The following is a 17,856-nucleotide window of genomic DNA, read 5'->3' on the forward strand; positions in this document are numbered from 1 at the left end:
ACGTTTCTCTCGATGTCGATTACTGGGAAGTCAACAACACTGCCACTGGCGAGCGTGCAAACAGCGTTGACAGTGCCACACGGCCGCGTTGCGGCTGCAGCGTGCTGCCGTCGAGCACATTACGGTATGTGCCCTCGGCCAATGCCAACGACGCCTGACCCCAGGTCGCCGGCGGCACCAGCAACGGCAGATCGCCCTCGTGTTGATCACCGGCGCCCAACCGGGTGACTGCGACCACCAGCGCCTGCCCACGGTACTGACGACGGAATGCCAGCACCTGCGCATCGCCACTGACCGCCACGTTCAACGGCTGATAGTCGCCCTTCGCAAACAGCGCCGGATGTTCGCCACGCAGCTGCAACAGCAGCGCGGTGAGCCGCGCCTTGACCGCGCCATCGCGCCAGCCGCGCAGCAGGCTGTTGAAGTCGCGCGCCTGCTCCAGCCACTGCTGGCGCTGGGCGTAATCGACCGGGCGGCGGTTGTCCGGGTCCACCAGCGACAGATCCCAGCCTTCGGTGCCCTGGTACAGATCGGGCACGCCAGGCACGGTCAGACGCAGCGTGGTTTGCACCAGCGCATTGCGCGCGCCGGCCGCGGCGATGTGGTTGCTGGCGCGCAGCAAGGCGCGGCGCAGCGGCAACCCGGCGCGGCTGGTCAGCACCTGCTCCACGGTGGCCTGCACGGCCTGTTCGTAGGCGGCCGAACCGTCGGTCCAGCTGGTATGCAGCTTGGCTTCGCGCACCGCCTTGAGCAGCCACTGCGCCACGCGCTCGGCATACTCGGCCAGCGGCTCGGCCTGGTCGGCGCCCAACCCGATCGGCCATGCGGCCACCAGGGTCTGCCACAGCATCTGCTGGTCGCCGCCGGCCAGCGCGGGCGATTCCAGTGCTTCGGCCAGGGCATCGAACTGGGCGCTCTGCTCGATCCACCACCGCGGCTGTTCGGACAGCACCGCCAGCCGCATGCGCAGGTCTTCGCCACGCTTGTGATCGTGCGTGGCGGTGGCCAGCAGCGCGCGCGGGTAATGCTTGGCACGCTCGGCATTCTGCGCGTGGAACTCGGCGGCCTCGTTGGCGAAATGGGTCGGATGGCTGCCCACCTCGTTACGCGAGAGCAGCACGCCATGCCGGTAGAACGCGGTGTCTTCCACCGCCTTGGCATTGAGCGGCGCAGACAGCTGCTCCACACGCCGGCGCAGGATGCGTCGCAGCGCGATCTGCGCACGGTCGGCACCGCTATCGTCGAGCAGCCAACGCTCGATCGCATCCACGGCCGCCACGATCGACTCGGGCATGCCCTCGCGCGCCTGCGCAGCGGTGGCACGCAGCCGCTCTGCCTCGCTGCCGACGATGCCCTTGGCACCGGCGTAAGTGCGGTACACCGGGAACCAGCGCAGCAGCACGCATAAACCGCGCGCCAGCATCTGCGGGCTGAACTCGCGCGTGGGCGGGTCCAGCCGCGCCAGGGCCGACAGCGCACCGACTGCGCGATTGAATTCGGTCTGCAGCGGGCCACGCAGCATCTCGTCGCGTGCAGCGCGCTCTTCCTGCGCGAAATCGCCGCTGCGTCCGCTCACCCGCTGCCAGGCACGCGCCAGTGGCTTGAAGCCGGCTGGGTCGTGCAGCACGCCGCCGACCTGGTCCATGAAGTCGTAGCCGGTGGTGCCATCGCAGGGCCAGTCGGCCGGTAGGTGCTCGCCGGGGGCGAGGATCTTTTCCAGATACAGCCCCAGCGTGCCGGGCTTGAGCCCGCGCGTACGCCCGGCCGCATCCAGCCGGCTGCGCAACTTGCGCACATACCCGGTGGGATCGGTGAGCCCGTCCACATGATCGATGCGCAGGCCATCCAGATGGCCTTCGGCCACCAGCCGCAGCGGCAGCGCATGCACCGCGTCGAACACGGCCGGCAGTTCCACCCGCAACGCCACCAGCGAGGTGATGTCGAAGAAGCGGCGGTAGTTGAGCATGTCGTTGCCCACACGCCACCAGTTCAGGCGATACGGTTGGCGTTCGATCAACTTGTGCAGCCGGCCATCGCCGCGCCTGGCGCCATCGTTGTAGTCGCGCAGCCACTGCGCGCGTGCCGCTTTGTCCGGCACCTCCAGCGTCTGCGCCCGGATCGGGTAGCGCTGGTCGTAATGCGCCAGCGCGGGGCTGCCATCGTCTTCGATCACCAGGGTGATCAGACCTTCGGCCAGCGCGGTGGCATACGGGCGATCCAGCACTGCCAGCCACAACTTGCCGTCGCGGCCCGGTGCGCGCCAGTCGATGTCGAACCAGTCGGCATGCTTGGCGCTGCGGCCGTTGCGCAACACATCCCACCACCAGGCGTTTTGCGCGTGCGTGGCCATGTGGTTGGGCACGATGTCGGCGATCAGGCCCATGCCGTGTTCGCGTGCGGCTTGCGAGAGCGCGATCAACGCGTCTTCGCCGCCGAGCTCGGGGTTGACCACGGTCGGGTCGATGTTGTCGTAGCCATGCGTGGAGCCCGGCACCGCGGTGCCGATCGGCGACAGATACAGATGGCTGATGCCAAGGCCGGCGTAGTAAGGCACCTGCGCGAGCGCGTCGTGCAGGGTGAACCCGGCATGCAGCTGCAGGCGGGCGGTGGCGCGAAGGTCGATCATGGGTGCGGTTCCGTAACGGCCGCGACGCGACGCGCCTCGGCAAAGCCCTGCAGCGCCGTACTCAGGCGCGCATGCGGCAAGGGATCGGGCAGGCGTCGACGCCAGTTGGGATGGACCTCGACGGTACCCGGCAGATTGGGTTGTTCTTCCAGCGCCAGCGCGTCCTCCACCGGCAGCAAGGCCAGTGGCGAGACGCTGGTGGCGGTAAAGCGCAGCGCGCCCAGCAGCGGGTCGCCCGCAGCAGCCAAGCCGGCGTGTTCGACCGCCGCGTCCAGCCGCGCGACGTCCTTGCTGCGGTCGTTGGTGTCGCCGTCTGCCTGCGCAGGCGCGATCAATTCCAGCGTGCGGCGCCATTCGATGTCGCGGCCCGCACGCCAGCCGGTGAGCGTGGGCAGATCATGCGTGGTGGTGGTGGCGATGGCATCGGGCCGCCACAAAGACGGCGCGACGAATGCGCCGTCTTTGTCGCGGGTGAACATCAATACATCGATGCCCATCACCCCACGCTGCGAAAGTTCCTCGCGGATGCCCGGCGGCACCACGCCCAGGTCCTCGCCGATCACGATGGCGCGATGCCGCCACGATTCCAGCGCCAGCAGATTGAGCAGATCGTGCAGCGGGTAAGCCAGATACGCGCCTTCGTTGGAGCCGGCGCCATCGGGTACCACCCACAGCCGCATCAGGCCAAGAATGTGATCGATACGGATCCCGCCGCGGTCGCGCAACACCGCGCGCAACAGCGCGATATACGGCGCAAACCCACTGCGCCGGAGTGCGGTGGGCGAATACGCACCGATGCCCCAATGCTGGCCATCGGCATTGAAGGCATCCGGCGGCGCGCCCAGCACCAGGCCACGCAACACGGTGTCTGCAGCGGCCGCGGCTTCGGCACCGTTGGGGTCGAAGCCCACGGCCAGATCGGCAATCAGGCCGATCTTCATGCCGCGCTCGTGCGCTTCGCGTTGCGCATCGGACCAACTGCGCGCGGCCAGCCACTGGGTGAACACATGCAGCTGCGGGTCGTTGTCGCCAAAGTCCTGCGCGGCGAAGCGTGCGAAGCCCTCCAGCGCCTGCCCGCCCGCGTTGCGGAACGCGAGCAGATCGGGGTGGTCCGGCGCCACCCGCGTATGCAGGTGGCGCAGCAGTTCCCACTTGGCCTGGGCCGAGGCCGGCCAGTCGATCAAGCCATTGGCGTGCAGCGTGTCGAAACGCTGGCGCAGGCCGTCGACCTCGTCGATCGCCTGCAGCGCCAGTTCGCCCAGCACGCGTACCGGCGCGGCATGCAGCGGGTCGAAAAAGCGCCGGTCGCTGGGCGAATACGGGCTGTAACCGCCGGTGACCGGGCGCGAGGCATGCACTGGACTCAGGGCCAGTGCATCGGCGCCGGCCAGTGCCGCATGCCGCAACCATTCCACTGTAGCGGCAGCATCGCCGATCCCGCCGTCATCGAGACTGCAGGCCGAGTAGACCTGCAACGCCATGCCCCAGGCACGCGGCGCCGGCTGGCCGCAGGCGTCGGCCACGCTGAAGCAGCGTTGCGGGGCGACGGCCACCTGCTGGGTCAACCCGCCGATCTGCAGCGTCCAGTAACCGAAGCGCTGCGGTGCGCGCAGCTGCCCTTGTGCGTCGGCACGCGCGTCTTCGCTGCCACCCGCCTCATCGGTCCAGCGGCCGCTGGCGTTGGCGGCCACCCGCAACGCCAGCGGCTCGCCCACCTGCACGGTGAGCAGCGGCGCCACTTCGTCGGACTGCGCCTTGCAGCGGCGCAGGCTGTCTTCGCGCTGACTGGCGGTGGCGGCAGGCAGGTCCAGCGCGGTGAGCACCGCCTGTACCGATGCCTCGGATACCTGCCGCGGCTGGTCGCTGGCATCCACCCAATCCACCATCACCCCGGCCGCGGCGGCCAGGGTGTGCAAGGGGTTCGTGCTCATGTGCGGTCCTCGTGCCAGGCGATGAAGCCGTCGACCGGCAACTGCTGCGCATCGGCATCGACATTCTCGGCATACGCCACGCGTCCGCGCAGTGGCGGCAGCGGCACTGCAGCGGCGCCAACGTTGAAGGCGACATGCCACAGCCCATCCGGCAACTCCCAGGTCGTGGTCAGCGCGCCCTCGGCCAGCACGCTGGCGCGCAGCGCGCGCGCTTCGGCCAGTCCCGGTACCAGCCACTGACGCCGCACGCCCAGCAACGCGGTGAACCACGCCGTCCAGCGCGCACCATCGCCGTGCGCGGCATCGGCGATCGGCGATCGCGACGCTTCGAACGTGGCATGGCTGTTGGGGTCGGGAATGGTGGCGCGCTGCGCTTCGTCGGCAAACGCGGCAAAGTGCGCAAACTCCTTGCGGCGGCCTTCGCGCACCGCATCGTCCAGCGGCGGGCCGAAGTCGGTGAAGAACAGGAACGGCTGCGTAGCGCCCCACGGCTCGCCCATGAAGAACAGCGGGATCATCGGCGTCAACGCGGTCAGCGCCAATGCGGCACGCAGGCGTTTGGGCGCCACCAGCACGCTCAGCCGTTCGCCGCGGGCACGGTTGCCGATCTGGTCGTGGTTCTGCGCAAACACCACGAACTTGTGCGGCGGCAATGCACCACTGGGCTCGCCGCGCACATGCCCACGCGGGTCGGGCTCGCCCTGGTAGGCAAATCCTTCGCCCAGCACACGCGCAAGATGCTCAGTCGGCTTGTCGGCGAATGCGGCGTAATAGCCTTCTTCTTCGTCGGTCAGCAGCACATGCAGGGCGTTGTGGAAGTCGTCGTCCCACTGCGCGGTGTAGCCGCGTTGCAGCTGCGAGGCCTGGTTGGCCTCGTTTTCCAGCACCAGGTGCACGTGGCGCCCCGCCGGCAGGCTGGTCTCCACGGTCTCGCGCAAGGTGTCCAGGAACGCATTCGGGGTGATCGCATGCACCGCATCCAGGCGTAGCCCGTCGAAGCGGTATTCGTGCAGCCACATCAGTGCGTTGTCGAGGAAGTAGCGCTGCACCGGCGGCTTGCGGAAGTCGATCGCGGCGCCCCACGGCGTGGGCTTGTCTTCGTTGAAGAACGGGCCGGCATAACTGTGCAGGTAATTGCCGTCCGGGCCAAAGTGGTTGTAGACCACATCCAGCAACACCATCAGGCCGTGTCCGTGCGCGGCATCGATCAGCGCCTTGAGCGCGTCCGGGGTGCCGTAGGCGTCGGCCGGCGCATACGGCAGCACGCCGTCGTAGCCCCAGTTATGCGCACCTGGAAACGCACTCAATGGCATCAGCTCGATGGCGGTGATGCCCATCGCCGCCAAGTGCGGCAACTGCGCCTGCACTCCGGCATAACCGCCGCAGGTGCCCACGTGCAGCTCGTAGATCACCGCCTCGTCCCAGGGCCGTCCCTGCCACTGGGTGTTCTGCCAGGCATAGCCGTCGGTGGGCTGGACCGCGCTGGGGCCGTGCACGCCTTCGGGCTGCCAGCGCGAGGCCGGGTCCGGCACCGGCTCGCCGCCGTCCACGCTGTAGCGATACCGCGCATCCGCCGCGCAGGCGAACGTGGCGGTAAAAAAGCCGTCCGCTCCGGCCTGCAGCGCGTGGCGGGTGCCATCGTCGAAGACCACCTCCACGCGCGTGGCGTCCGGTGCCCAGAGCGCGAAGCGCACCTGTCCCTCACCCGCTGGCCATGCGCCCCAGGCCGGGGTGGTGTCGTTGCGCTGGTTCATCGTTATTTCTCCGCTTGCAGATAGAGCGTGGCCAGCGGCGGCAGGGTCAGGCGCAGGGATTGCGCATGCCCATGCATGCCCATCGGTTCGGTCGCCAGACGACCGCTGTTGCCGAGGTTGCTGCCGCCGTAATGGGCACTGTCGGTGTTGAGGATCTCGCGCCAGAGGCCGGCACGCGGCACCCCCACGCGATAGTCGTGAAGCGGCTGCGGAGTGAGGTTGCTCACTGCCAGCAGGGGCGGCGCACCGCCGTCGGGGTCGTGACGGATGAAGGCGAGCACGCTGTTGCGTGCGTCATCTGCCACGCTCCAGTCGAACCCGTCAGTGCGATGGGTGCCGCGATACAGCGCGGGCACCCGGCGCAAGTTGGCGTTGAGGTCGCCCACCAGTCGCTGCACGCCGCGATGTGGCGCACCGTCGAGCAGATGCCAGTCCAGCGACTGATCGTGGTTCCAGTCCACCCACTGGCCGAATTCGGCGCCCATGAACACCAGTTTGTCGCCGGGGTGCGCCCACATCAGCGCCAAGTAGGCGCGCAGGTTGGCGAAGCGGCGCCAGTCGTCGCCGGGCATCTGCCCGAGCAGGCCGCCGCTGCCATGCACCACCTCGTCATGTGACAACGGCAGCACGAAGCGTTCGTCGAAGGCGTACACCAGGCCGAAGGTGAGCTGGCTGTGGTGTTGCGCACGGTCGGCCGGATCGCGCTGCATGTAGCTCAGCGTGTCGTGCATCCAGCCCATGTTCCACTTGTGGGTGAACCCTAGCCCGCCGTCGCTGATCGGCGCGGTCACCCCCGGCCAGGCGGTGGATTCTTCGGCGATGGTCAGCACGCCGGGATGGCGCGAGGCGATCTCGCGGTTGAGCTGGCGCAGGAAGGTCACCGCCTCCAGGTTCTCGCGGCCGCCATGGGCGTTGGGCACCCACTCGCCTTCGGCACGGCCGTAGTCGCGATACAGCATCGAGGCCACCGCATCCACGCGCAGGCCATCCAGATGGTAGTGGTCGACCCACTCCAGTGCGCTGCCCAGCAAATAGGCGGTCACTTCGGGCCGGCCATAGTTGTAGATCAGCGTATTCCAGTCGCGGTGCACGCCTTCGCGCGGGTCGGCATGCTCGTAAAGCGCAGCGCCATCGAACTGCGCCAGGCCGTGGGCGTCATCGGGAAAATGCGCGCTGACCCAGTCCAGGATCACGCCGATGCCGGCACGGTGGCAGGCATCGACGAACTGCGCAAAGCCGTCCGGGCTGCCGTGACGCGCAGTGGGTGCATACAGCCCCAACGGCTGATAGCCCCAGGAGCCTCCGAACGGGTGTTCGGTGATCGGCAGCAGCTCGATATGGGTGAAGCCTAGCTCCTGCACGTACGGGATCAGCTGCGCGGCCAGCGTGGGCCAGTCCAGTGGCTGGTTGTGCCCATCGCGGCGCCACGACGCAGCGTGCACCTCGTAGATGGACAGCGGCGCCGGCATCGCCTGCGCATTGCGCTTGCCCATCCAGTCGGCATCGGTCCACGCAAACGCGGCGGCACCCGGCACCACCGAGGCGGTGGCCGGCGGCAGCTCGCTCTGGCGCGCGACCGGATCGGCCTTGAGCAGGACCCGGCCATCGGCAGCGGTAATCGCATATTTGTAGCGGGCACCGGCTTCCACGCGCGGCAGGAACACTTCCCAGAAGCCGCCGATCCGCTGCCGCATGGGATGCCGCCGCGCGTCCCAGCCGTTGAAGTCGCCCACCACGGCCACGCGCTGTGCATGCGGCGCCCATACCGCAAAGCGCACTCCGGGCACATCGGCGCACTGCAGGTGCCGGGCGCCCAAGGCGCAGCGCAGCGCCTGCCCGTCGCCGGCGGCGATCTGCAGCAGCATCGATTCGTTCAGGGTCGGGCCAAACGCGTACGGGTCTTCGATCTCCTGCACCGCCTCCGGCCAGACGATGCGCAGCCGGTACGGCCCCTCGACCGCCAGCTCGCCTTCGAACACGCCGTCGAACGCGCCCGGCTGCATGCGTGCGAGCAATTTGCCACGCGGATCGATCAGGCCCATTGCCTCGGCGCCCGGTGCCAGCACACGAACCCGGCGGCGGCCATCGGCCTGCAGGTGCGGGCCCAGCACGGCAAATGCATCGGCCGGCGCGCCGTCGGCCAGGGCCTGCAAGGCGTGCATGACGTCAGACATCCCTTCCGTGGTCACACCGTCTTCCGTGTGTTGCCCCTGCACGCCCTGCCGTTCGCTCATGACACCGTCGCAAGCGCAGGCGCGGTTGCAGCGGTGTGTTCGTAGAGGGAAAGATATTTCTTGCCGGCCACATCCCAGCCGCTGGGCCGCAGCATCGCCGCGCGGCGCATCGCCGACAGCAGGCTGGGCAGGCGGAAGGTGCGGAACGCGCGCTCCAGGCAGCGGCGCAGGGCCTCCACGCTGGCGTGCTGGAACAGGAAGCCGGTCACGCCATCGTCCACGGTGTCGATCAGCCCGCCGGTGGCATGGGCGATCGGCAGGCAGCCGAAGCGCTGCGCGTACATCTGGCTCAGGCCGCACGGCTCGAAGCGCGACGGCATCAGCAGGAAGTCGGCACCAGCAAACATGCGCCGCGCCAAGCCTTCTTCAAAACCGATGAAGGCACCGACCTGGCCGGGATACCGGCGGGTCAGCTCGGCCACCTGGTGTTCAATCTCCGGCTCGCCACCACCGATCACCGCGATCTGGCCGCCGGCCGCCACGATCTGCGGGGCCACCTCGCAGATCAGGTCCAGACCCTTCTGGTGCACCAGCCGCGAGACCACCGCAAACAGCGGGCCGGTGCTCTCGCGCAGGCCGAACGCCTTGCGTACCTGGGCCGCGTTGGCCTGGCGGCCCTGCCACTGGTTCACGCTGAAATGCGAATCCAGGTGTGAGTCGGTCCGCGGGTCCCAGCTGGCGTCGATCCCGTTGACGATGCCGGTCAGCGCGCCCTTGGCCGCGCGGCCGGCCAGCAGCCGGTCCAGCCCGCAGCCCTGGGCCGGGCCGGTGATCTGCTTGGCGTAGCTGACGCTGACCGTATTGACGTGGTCGGCATTGACGATGCCCCCGCGCAGGAACGACATCTGCCCATAGAACTCCAGCTCGGCCACACGCTCGGCCGGGATGCCCAGTGCGGCAGCCATCGAATACGGCACCAGGCCCTGGTAGGCCAGGTTATGGATGGTCAGCAGGCAGGGCGTGGTGCCGCCGGACCAGCGCACATAGCCGGCCGCCAACGCGCACGGCCAGTCGTTCAGATGCAGCAGGCGCGGCTTCCAGCCCAGCCCGGCATGGCCGGCAGCGATCTGCGCGGCGGCATGCGACAGGGTGGCGAAGCGGATGGCGTTGTCTTCGAACTCCGAGCCGCTGGTGCTCACATACGGCGAGCCATCGCGTTCGAACAGTTCCTTGGACAGCAGGATATAGATGGGCAGCCCGTCGGACTGCACGATGCGCCCGATGTCGCAGGCCGGCAGCGCGGCATGCGCCAGCACGCGGCCCACGATCTCGACCTTGCCGGCACGCTCGAGCACCGCGCGGTAGCCGGGGATCAGCACGCGCACGTCGTAGCGGTGACGCAGCGCGCGCGGCAGCGCGGCCGCCACATCGCCCAAGCCACCGGCCTTGATGAAATCCGCCATCTCCGACACCACGAACAGCGCCCCACGGGTATCGGCCAGGGACACCGGCAGACGCTCGTGATGACGGATGAATCGCCCGCGCGCATCGCGCGGCCGCCCGCTCTTTTTCAGCGTGGGGAGCAACGTGCTGCGATCCAAGCGTGCAGTAGTGGCGTGAAGCGGCATCATGGCAACCATCTAAACGTCCGTCGTAAAGTGGGTGGAGACGGAAAACGGCGAAGCGAAAACCATCGTCTGCCGATCCGGCCAGACGACCTGCTGCGAATGAGGAGCGGGGCCGACGCGCGTACTCCACGTCGTCCTTGCTGACGAATCTACACCCCGTCCAAATAAAATATGCGTGAACATGTGCTGACTTTTCTGCGACAGCCCACATTCCGTTACGCACGGTTGCGTATGTCTGCCGGCATAAGCGATGCATTGCAGGGCCATGAGATCCCCGTATCGGTGCATCTGCACTGCAACGCACCGAATGCGGGAGCGCATGGCCGCGTTCGCCGTCATCCGCGTAACCGGTTCATGCGCGCCAACCCATGCGCAGTCAAAGCCGTGATGCGCTCGCGATTCCTGACCGAGGGGGTGATCAATTGAGCCGCGACAGGGCCTGAGCCCGCTCAAGCGACCCGCGCGCGGGCCGATAACCCGCCATAGCACGTCGACCTTCGAGACCTGGCATGGCTGACCAGCCTGAACTTCCAACCCGCCCGCGTGGCGGGCTGCGCCGTCTGTTGCCGTGGGGCGGCACCGACAGCGCGCGCACGACTGCCGCGCTTCCCAGCGTGCGCGGCAGCACGCATGGCGGGCATGGGCTGGCAGCCCATCAGTTGGTGCCGGCCAAGGCCAAGTCGGGCGCGCCCGACCCGGCAGCCGCCACCGCCATGCTGATCCGGCTGTTCTCGCATGCTGCGCATCCGGAGGCCCTGCTGCTGGCGTTTGCCGAAGGCATTGCCAGCCTGCACGGCGAGCTCGGCGACATGGGCGTGCGCCTGAGTGCGGCCTACGCGGCTGGCGACTGGCTGGGCTACGGCCGCACGCTGCGGCAGTTGATCGACAAGTACATCCGCACCATCGACATCGGCGATTCGCTGGCCGAAGGCCGCACCGAAGCCGAACAGCTGCGCGACCTGCTCCGGCACGCCCTAGGCAATGCTCTGGCCACCCTGCTGCAACGCAGCCCGGAGCTGGCCGAGGAAGCGCAGACGCTGGCCTCGGCGCTACGCCATTGGCGCCCCGGACACGAGCTGATCACGCTGGAGCAGCGCCTGCGCGAGCTCAGCCACCAGATCGGCCTGCGCGCCGAGGATGCCAGCGAACAGCAGAATCTGTTGCTCGGGTTATTCGACCTCTTGCTGGAGAACGTCGGCGAACTCCTGGACGATCGCAGCTGGTTGCAGGGCCAGATCTCGGTGGTACGGCAGCTGCTGGCCGGCCCGCTGGACGGGGAGTCGATCGAGCAGGCGCGCGGCACCCTGCGCGAGGTGATCTACAAGCAGGGCCTGCTCAAGCAGGGCATTGCCGATTCCAAGACCGCCATGCGCGAGATGATGGTGTCCTTCGTCGACCGACTCGATGGCATGGCGACCAGCACCGGCGAATATCACGACCGCGTTGCCGGCTATTCGCAGGCGATCGGCGACGCTCGCAGCATTCCCGACCTCAATCGCCTGTTGCAGGATGTGCTGCAGGACACTGCTGGCGTCCAGGCGCAGGCGCTGGCTGCACGCGACGAACTGCTGTCGGCACGCCGCCAGGTGGAAGACGCCGAACAGCGCATCGCCTCACTCGAACAGGAGCTCAATGCCGTCGCCGGGCTGGTGCGCGAGGACCAGCTCACCGGGGCGCTCAACCGGCGCGGTTTCGAAGAACTGTTCCAGCGCGAGGCCGCCCGCACCCAACGTGGCGGGCAGCCGCTGTGCGTGGCGCTGCTGGACCTGGACGACTTCCGCCGGCTCAACGAGGCCCACGGCCACGCTGGCGGCGATGCCGCGCTACGCCACACCGTGGACGTGGCCAAGGCGGTGTTGCGCACGACCGACGCCGTCGCCCGGTTCGGGGGCGAGGAATTCGTGTTGCTGTTGCCGGACTCCACCATCTTCGAAGCCAGCGCGGCGGTCATCCGTCTCCAGCGCGCCCTGGCCCAACGCTCGCTGCTGCACGAGGACGTGCGGATCTTTGTCAGCTTCAGCGCCGGCGTGGCGCTGCGGCATACCGACGAAACCCAGGACGACCTGGTCCGCCGCGCCGACCGCGCCATGTACGACGCCAAGGCCGCCGGCAAGAACCGGGTGATCAGTGCCGACTGATGCTCAGCGCCCGGCATGTGCATCGCTGGCGGGGCAGGCCGGGCGCGTTCAAGCGCGAATCCCCGCCGAGGTGACCAGGCCGGCCCGGGCGATACGGCATTGGTCAGGACGCCACTGCGGCGCCCGACCGACGCCGGCGCCAGGCATCAATGGGCCGCCTTGGTCCCGCGCAGCTTCTGGAACCCGGTGACCGCCGCCAGCACCACCGCGCCGGCGACCACGCCGACCAGCATGTTGCCCAGCGCTTCGACCAGCCAGCCCAGGCCACCGGCCGACGTGGCCAGGTCCACGACCAGGTGATGCAGCACCGGGATGTTGTGCACCAGAATGCCGCCGCCGACCAGGAACATCGCCAGCGTGCCGGCCACCGACAGGAACTTCATCAGCCACGGTGCGGCCACCAGAATGCCGCGACCGAACGCCGCCAGTGCGGCGCCCTTGCTGGTCAGGTACAGGCCGAGGTCGTCCAGCTTCACGATCGCCGCCACCAGGCCGTACACACCGATGGTCATCGCCAGCGCGATCGCCACCAGTACCGCCACCTGCTGCCCGAACGACACGCCCGCCACTACCCCTAGCGACAGCACGATGATCTCGGCCGACAGGATGAAGTCGGTGCGGATCGCGCCCTTGACCTTGTCCTTTTCCAGCGCCACCACGTCGACCTGTTCATCGGCCAGGGCACGGGTGCGCTCGGCATGCCGCTGCGCCTCTTCCTCTTCGTCATGCAGGAACTTGTGCGCCAGCTTTTCCACGCCTTCGAAGCACAGATAGGCACCGCCGATCATCATCAGTGGCATCACCAGCGGAATGTTGTAGCCGCGCCCGCGCAGCCAGGCCTCCAGCGCGCTGATCGCCAGCGCCGCCGGCACCAGGATCACCTTGTTGACCAGCGAGCCCTTGGCCACCGCCCACACCACCGGCAGCTCGCGGTCGGCGGTGACCCCGGTCACCTGCTGCGCGTTGAGCGCCAGATCGTCGCCCAGCACGCCGGCGGTCTTCTTGGCCGCGACCTTGGTCAGGATGGAAACGTCGTCCAGCAACGTGGCGATGTCGTCGAGCAGGGTGAACAGGCTGGCACCGGCCATGCGGAGGTCCTTGGGGTGGTCGTGCGTGGGTGGGCGTGAATTCTCGCCGATCCCGCCCGCGCGTGGGGTGATGGCAGACCATTGCGCGATCGTTGCGCGCCGTTGCGCGGCCGATGCCGGCAGTGGTCTGCATCGCAGGCGCATCCTGCGGCGGGCGCCGGCAGCGCTCGCACCACGGCTGCGGGCGGGCCCGGATTCACCGCCTGACGACCCGGCGCTGGCCACACTCGCCGCTTGCATGACGCACCGGAGATGGCCTTGAGTCCCAACGACCCGCACCGCACACCGGCCTCGGCCGCGACCCCGGCCGAACATGCCGTGGTGGGCGGCATGAGCCGGCGCACGCAGATCCTGCGTCTGTTGCTGCGCTATCGCGGGTCGGGTGTGTTTGCCGGCATGAACCTGGACCCGGGTGCCATCAACGAGTACGAAGTGCCTGCCGAAGGCACCCCGGACCAGTTCGTCTCGGACCTGGAATCGCTCGGCCCCACCTTCGTCAAACTGGGCCAGATGCTGTCCACGCGCCCGGACATCGTGCCGCCGGAGTTCGCCACCGCGCTGGAACGCATGCAGGAGAACACCAGCTCGGTGCCGGTGGAGCGCATCCGCCAGATCATCGAGGAAGAGCTCGGCGTGTCGGTCAACAAGGCCTTCTCGCACTTCGACCCGGTGCCGCTGGGCTGCGCCTCGCTGGCGCAGGTGCACCGCGCCGCATTGCGCGATGGCACGCCGGTGGCGGTCAAGGTGCAGAAGCCTGAAGTGGCCGCGCAGGTGCGCTCGGACCTGGACGTGCTCAAGAGCTTTGCCACCGCCGCCGACCGGCTGACCGGCATCGGCCGGCGCGTGCGCTTTGCCGACTGGCTGGGCGAATTCGGCAAGACCCTGCGCGCCGAGCTCAATTACGAGGACGAAGCCGAGACCCTGGTGCGCTTTGGCAAGCACCTGGAGCCGTTCCCGTTGTTGTGGGTGCCGCGGCCGATCTGGGACCTGAGCAGCCGCAAGGTGCTGACCATGCAGCTGGCCGAAGGCGTGCGCGTGGACAAGATCTCCGGCCTGCGCCGCACCGAGCAGCCGATGGACAACCTGGCCGCCGAGCTGGTGAAGGGGTATCTGGACCAGATGTTCGTGCATGGCGAAATCCATGCCGACCCGCACCCGGGCAACCTGCGCGTGTTGCAGGACGGGCGCCTGGCCATCTTCGACCTGGGCATGGTGGCGCACGTGCCGCCCCGTCTGCGCGAGCGCCTGCTCAAGCTGCTGTTTGCCGCCGTCGACGGGCGTGGTGAAGAAGTCGCCGAAGAGACCATTGCGCTGAGCACGCGCCTGGAGGACTACGACGAAGACCGTTACCAGCGCGAAACCGGGCAGATGATCGCGCGTTACGCTGCACACGACACCACCTCCGAGGGCCGCGTGGTGCTGGATCTGGTGCGGATCGCCACCTCCACCGGCCTGCGTACGCCGCCGGAGCTGAGCCTGCTCGGCAAGACCTTGTTGAACCTGGAAGGCGTGTGCCGCGCACTGTCGCCCACGCTGGACACCCGCCGCATCGTCGAGCGTCACCTGCAGCACGTGATGCGCGCGCGCCTGAAGAAATCCTTGTCTGCAGCCAACCTGGCCAGCGAGGCAATGGAATTGCAGCATCTGGTGCGCGAAGGACCGCGCCGCATGTCCGAGATCCTGTCGCTGGCCGCGGAGAATCGGCTGCAAATGCGCGTGACCGGGCTGGAAGAGTCGCATCTGATGGAAAGCCTGCAGAAGATCGCCAACCGCGTGGCGGCCGGCATCGTCACCGCCGCGCTGATCATGGCCTCGGCCCAGATGATGCGCATCGAGACCGGCTTCAAGCTGTGGGGCTACCCGGCCATTGCGATGGTGCTGTTCCTGCTCGGCGTGGTGCTGGGCCTTGGCATCGTGCTCAGCGCACTGCTGTTCGACCGCCGCGTGCGTGCACGCGAAGAACGCGGACATCGCTAGCACTTCAACAGACCACACTTCCGCGTAGGAGCGCACCCGGGCGCGACAGGGTTTCACCCCGCTTCGCCTGCCAAGACCGCCGCGTAACGTGGACCGGGCGATGTGGCGGCATCCATATGTCGCCCAGGCGCAGGAAGCACGCCGGGTGCGGAATGCAGAGACTGCCACCGCCAGCGAGCGCGACGGCGACCACGTGATCGTCGGCGCGCGCGCTGTGCCGCGTTGGGGCAGGCGCTGGGCTCCAGCAAACATTTCAGTCAGCTTCAGCGCGGCATAGTCCGTCATCCAGGTGTCACATTGCAGATGACACCGGACATGGCGAGCAAGGCGTCCGGTACGCGCTCGCATCATTCCCCCACGGACGCTGCGCATGCACTGGATGTTGTTGTTCTCGTTGTTGCTGTTGCTGTGGTTGTTGGTCGCCTCGCCGCGCCTGGCGTGGCTCAAGGCTGGCCTGCTATCGCTGTTTCTGCTGCTGCTCAGCGCCTGGGGACTGATCGACCGGCTCAGCGGCGACGGCATCAACGCCGCAACGCTCTATCACTTGCGTGCAGACATGGATGGCGCCGGGGTCAGCGATTTTTCCGGCTATATCGCCGTCTTCGTCGGCATGTTGCTGCTCTCGCTCAGCCCATTGCTCCTGGTCAGGGTGCGCCGCTTCCGGCGCCCCCGCGGTGGTGCAGCGGTATTCAGCGGATTCGTGGCGATGCTGCTGGTCAGCATCGCGGTCAGCCCGTTGTATCGCGACGGCAAGCGCCTGTACTACCAGTGGCGCCCGGTCGATTACGCCACCGTGGTGCCGGAATACCAGGTCCCGCAGCAACCGCTGCAAAAGCGCAAGAACATCGTCTGGATCTATGGCGAAAGTCTGGAGCGCACCTACTTCGACGAATCGGTGTTCCCCGGCCTGACGCCCAACCTGCGCGCGCTCGCCAGCGAGGCGGTGGATGTGCGCAATCTCACTTCCACCGAAGGCAGCGGCTGGACCATCGCCGGCATGGTGGCCTCGATGTGCGGGGTGCCGCTCACCACCGCGCCCGGCGATGAAAACAGCATGGACCGCATGGGCCTGTTCCTGCCCGAAGCACGCTGCCTGGGCGACTATCTCAAGGAGCAGGGCTACCGCAACCATTACGTGGGCGGTGCCGATGCCAGCTTCGCCGGCAAGGGCAGTTTTCTGTCCAGCCATGGCTTCGACGTGGTGCACGACGTTCACCATTTCCGCGACAAGGGCGTGGCGCCCCAGCACTTTTCGGCCTGGGGCGTGCACGATGACGTGCTGCTGGATGATGCCTGGGAAAGCTTTCAGACGCTGTCGCGCGCAGGCCAGCCATTCATGCTGACCACCCTGACCATGGACACCCATCACCCGGCCGGCCACCTGCCGCTGGCCTGCAAGGGCCAGCACTACGACAGCGCGCTGGGCGACATCGGCCTGCTGCACGCCATCAAATGCAGCGACCGCCTGATCGGCGAGCTGGTCGCGCGCATCCGCAACAGCCGTTATGCCAACAACACCATCATCGTGATCGCCTCCGATCACCTGGCCATGCCGAACGATCTCAGCGACGTACTTGCACACCAGAAGCGCGAGAACCTGCTGTTGTTCCTCGGCAAGGGCATCGCGCCGCAGCAGGTGGTCACGCGTGCGGGCAGCACGCTCGATTCCGGCGCCACGCTGCTGCAGTTGCTGGAACCGGGCATGCGCACGCTGGGGTTCGGCCGCTCCCTGCTCGCCAGCGATGCGCCGCCCAGCGCCAGCGTGGCCGCCAGTCGCGACAGCGGCAAGGAGTATCCCCGTTATCTTGCCTACGCCCGCACGCTCTGGACGGGGCGCAGCACGCGCATGCTGCGCGTCAACGGCAATGGCGATGTGGTGGTGGGCGTGCAGCAGGTGCGCCCGCCGGTGCTGCTGGAATACGACCAGGACACCGAACTGAAAACGGTGTATCTGGAAAACACCTCGCGCCAGTTCGACCGCAGCCACTCCGATGGCACGCTGGCCTACGTGGACCGCTGCACCGCATTCGAAGACGGCTCGGCCGACGGCGACTGGTGCGCGCTGGTGGTCGATCGCCAGCAGAACATGAAGTTGTACCGCGACCCGGACCTGACCCGCGGCATCGCCGTCGATGCGCCGTTGGAGGCAACGCAGCAAGGCCCGCGCCCCCGTGTGCGTCAGCCCATCATGCTCACCCAGGCCGCACGCAAGACCGATGCCGGCAGTTACATGCTGGAGCTCTATGCCAAGCGTCGCCCTACCCGCGCGTTCTGGGTCGAAGCGGTGTCGTCCGAACGCAAGGTGGTGCTGGCCCAGCAGTGGGTGGTACCCGACGCCGCCGGACGCATCCGCATGCCGGTCGGTCTGGAACATGCGGTGGAAGACCTGGAAATTCGCGCCTGGCTGGACTACACCGAAGACGTCAGCGTGGACGATCTGGCCTTGGTCAAGGACACCCCGGTGGCGGACCGCTCCTGAGTCGAGCCGCTGCACGTCTTTGACGTGAGCGTGGATTCAGCAGCGGCGAAGGCCAGGTATG

The 17,856-nt window shown here is 67.9% G+C and carries 9 protein-coding genes; 3 read left to right on the forward strand and 6 right to left on the reverse strand.

Annotated features, from left to right (window positions below; all coding sequences use genetic code 11):
• Positions 1-19 precede the first annotated feature (19 nt).
• From treY to glgA, 5 genes are read right to left on the reverse strand one after another with little or no spacing between them, the layout of a single operon-like run.
• Entirely contained in the window at positions 20-2,626 is a 2,607-nt protein-coding gene (treY, locus tag OZ10_RS04670; protein ID WP_039564027.1) for a malto-oligosyltrehalose synthase, read from the reverse strand.
• The gene (malQ, locus tag OZ10_RS04675) at positions 2,623-4,557 is read right to left on the reverse strand and encodes a 4-alpha-glucanotransferase (protein ID WP_039564028.1); all 1,935 of its coding nucleotides are present in this window, start codon (positions 4,555-4,557) and stop codon (positions 2,623-2,625) included. The genes treY and malQ overlap by 4 nt, the downstream gene beginning before the upstream one ends.
• Positions 4,554-6,311 carry a malto-oligosyltrehalose trehalohydrolase gene (treZ, locus tag OZ10_RS04680; protein WP_039564029.1) on the reverse strand — a complete coding sequence of 586 codons (1,758 nt, stop codon included), beginning with the start codon at positions 6,309-6,311 and terminating at the stop codon, positions 4,554-4,556. Before treZ ends, malQ begins: the two co-directional genes overlap by 4 nt.
• A gap of 2 nt (positions 6,312-6,313) precedes the next feature.
• On the reverse strand, positions 6,314-8,545 hold the full coding sequence (locus OZ10_RS04685; protein WP_039564030.1) for a 1,4-alpha-glucan branching enzyme: 2,232 nt from the start codon (positions 8,543-8,545) through the stop codon (positions 6,314-6,316).
• Positions 8,542-10,125, reverse strand: a complete 1,584-nt coding sequence (glgA, locus tag OZ10_RS04690) for a glycogen synthase GlgA (RefSeq protein ID WP_039564031.1) — start codon at positions 10,123-10,125, stop codon at positions 8,542-8,544. The genes OZ10_RS04685 and glgA overlap by 4 nt, the downstream gene beginning before the upstream one ends.
• 497 nt (positions 10,126-10,622) lie before the next feature.
• On the opposite strand from glgA, the gene OZ10_RS04695 reads away from it, so the two are divergent.
• Positions 10,623-12,251 (forward strand): GGDEF domain-containing protein, encoded by a 1,629-nt coding sequence (locus OZ10_RS04695; RefSeq protein ID WP_039564032.1) that lies wholly within the window; start codon positions 10,623-10,625, stop codon positions 12,249-12,251.
• A 146-nt stretch (positions 12,252-12,397) separates the two neighbouring features.
• Here OZ10_RS04695 and OZ10_RS04700 read toward each other — a convergent pair whose 3' ends face one another.
• A complete protein-coding gene (locus OZ10_RS04700) occupies positions 12,398-13,339 on the reverse strand; it encodes a DUF808 domain-containing protein (protein WP_039564033.1) in 942 nt (313 codons plus the stop codon).
• Positions 13,340-13,591: 252 nt separating this feature from the next.
• On the opposite strand from OZ10_RS04700, the gene OZ10_RS04705 reads away from it, so the two are divergent.
• Together OZ10_RS04705 and OZ10_RS04710 are read left to right on the forward strand one after the other, a co-directional pair.
• Positions 13,592-15,316: an ABC1 kinase family protein gene (locus tag OZ10_RS04705; RefSeq protein ID WP_039406028.1), complete on the forward strand. Its 1,725-nt coding sequence runs from the start codon at positions 13,592-13,594 to the stop codon at positions 15,314-15,316.
• Positions 15,317-15,686: 370 nt separating this feature from the next.
• Positions 15,687-17,795: a phosphoglycerol transferase I gene (locus tag OZ10_RS04710; RefSeq protein WP_039564034.1), complete on the forward strand. Its 2,109-nt coding sequence runs from the start codon at positions 15,687-15,689 to the stop codon at positions 17,793-17,795.
• Positions 17,796-17,856 lie beyond the last annotated feature (61 nt).

The sequence above is a fragment of the Xanthomonas cannabis pv. cannabis genome (assembly GCF_000802365.1).
In the GTDB taxonomy this organism is placed as follows: domain Bacteria; phylum Pseudomonadota; class Gammaproteobacteria; order Xanthomonadales; family Xanthomonadaceae; genus Xanthomonas; species Xanthomonas cannabis.

What these genes read in the sequence shown, in the direction of transcription:
- glgA (WP_039564031.1), bottom strand. Translation starts at nt 10,125, where the DNA reads ATGGTTGCCATGATGCCGCTTCACGCCACTACTGCACGCTTGGATCGC.
- OZ10_RS04700 (WP_039564033.1), bottom strand. Translation starts at nt 13,339, where the DNA reads ATGGCCGGTGCCAGCCTGTTCACCCTGCTCGACGACATCGCCACGTTG.
- OZ10_RS04685 (WP_039564030.1), bottom strand. Translation starts at nt 8,545, where the DNA reads ATGAGCGAACGGCAGGGCGTGCAGGGGCAACACACGGAAGACGGTGTG.
- OZ10_RS04695 (WP_039564032.1), top strand. Translation starts at nt 10,623, where the DNA reads ATGGCTGACCAGCCTGAACTTCCAACCCGCCCGCGTGGCGGGCTGCGC.
- OZ10_RS04705 (WP_039406028.1), top strand. Translation starts at nt 13,592, where the DNA reads ATGGCCTTGAGTCCCAACGACCCGCACCGCACACCGGCCTCGGCCGCG.
- malQ (WP_039564028.1), bottom strand. Translation starts at nt 4,557, where the DNA reads ATGAGCACGAACCCCTTGCACACCCTGGCCGCCGCGGCCGGGGTGATG.
- treZ (WP_039564029.1), bottom strand. Translation starts at nt 6,311, where the DNA reads ATGAACCAGCGCAACGACACCACCCCGGCCTGGGGCGCATGGCCAGCG.
- treY (WP_039564027.1), bottom strand. Translation starts at nt 2,626, where the DNA reads ATGATCGACCTTCGCGCCACCGCCCGCCTGCAGCTGCATGCCGGGTTC.
- OZ10_RS04710 (WP_039564034.1), top strand. Translation starts at nt 15,687, where the DNA reads ATGCACTGGATGTTGTTGTTCTCGTTGTTGCTGTTGCTGTGGTTGTTG.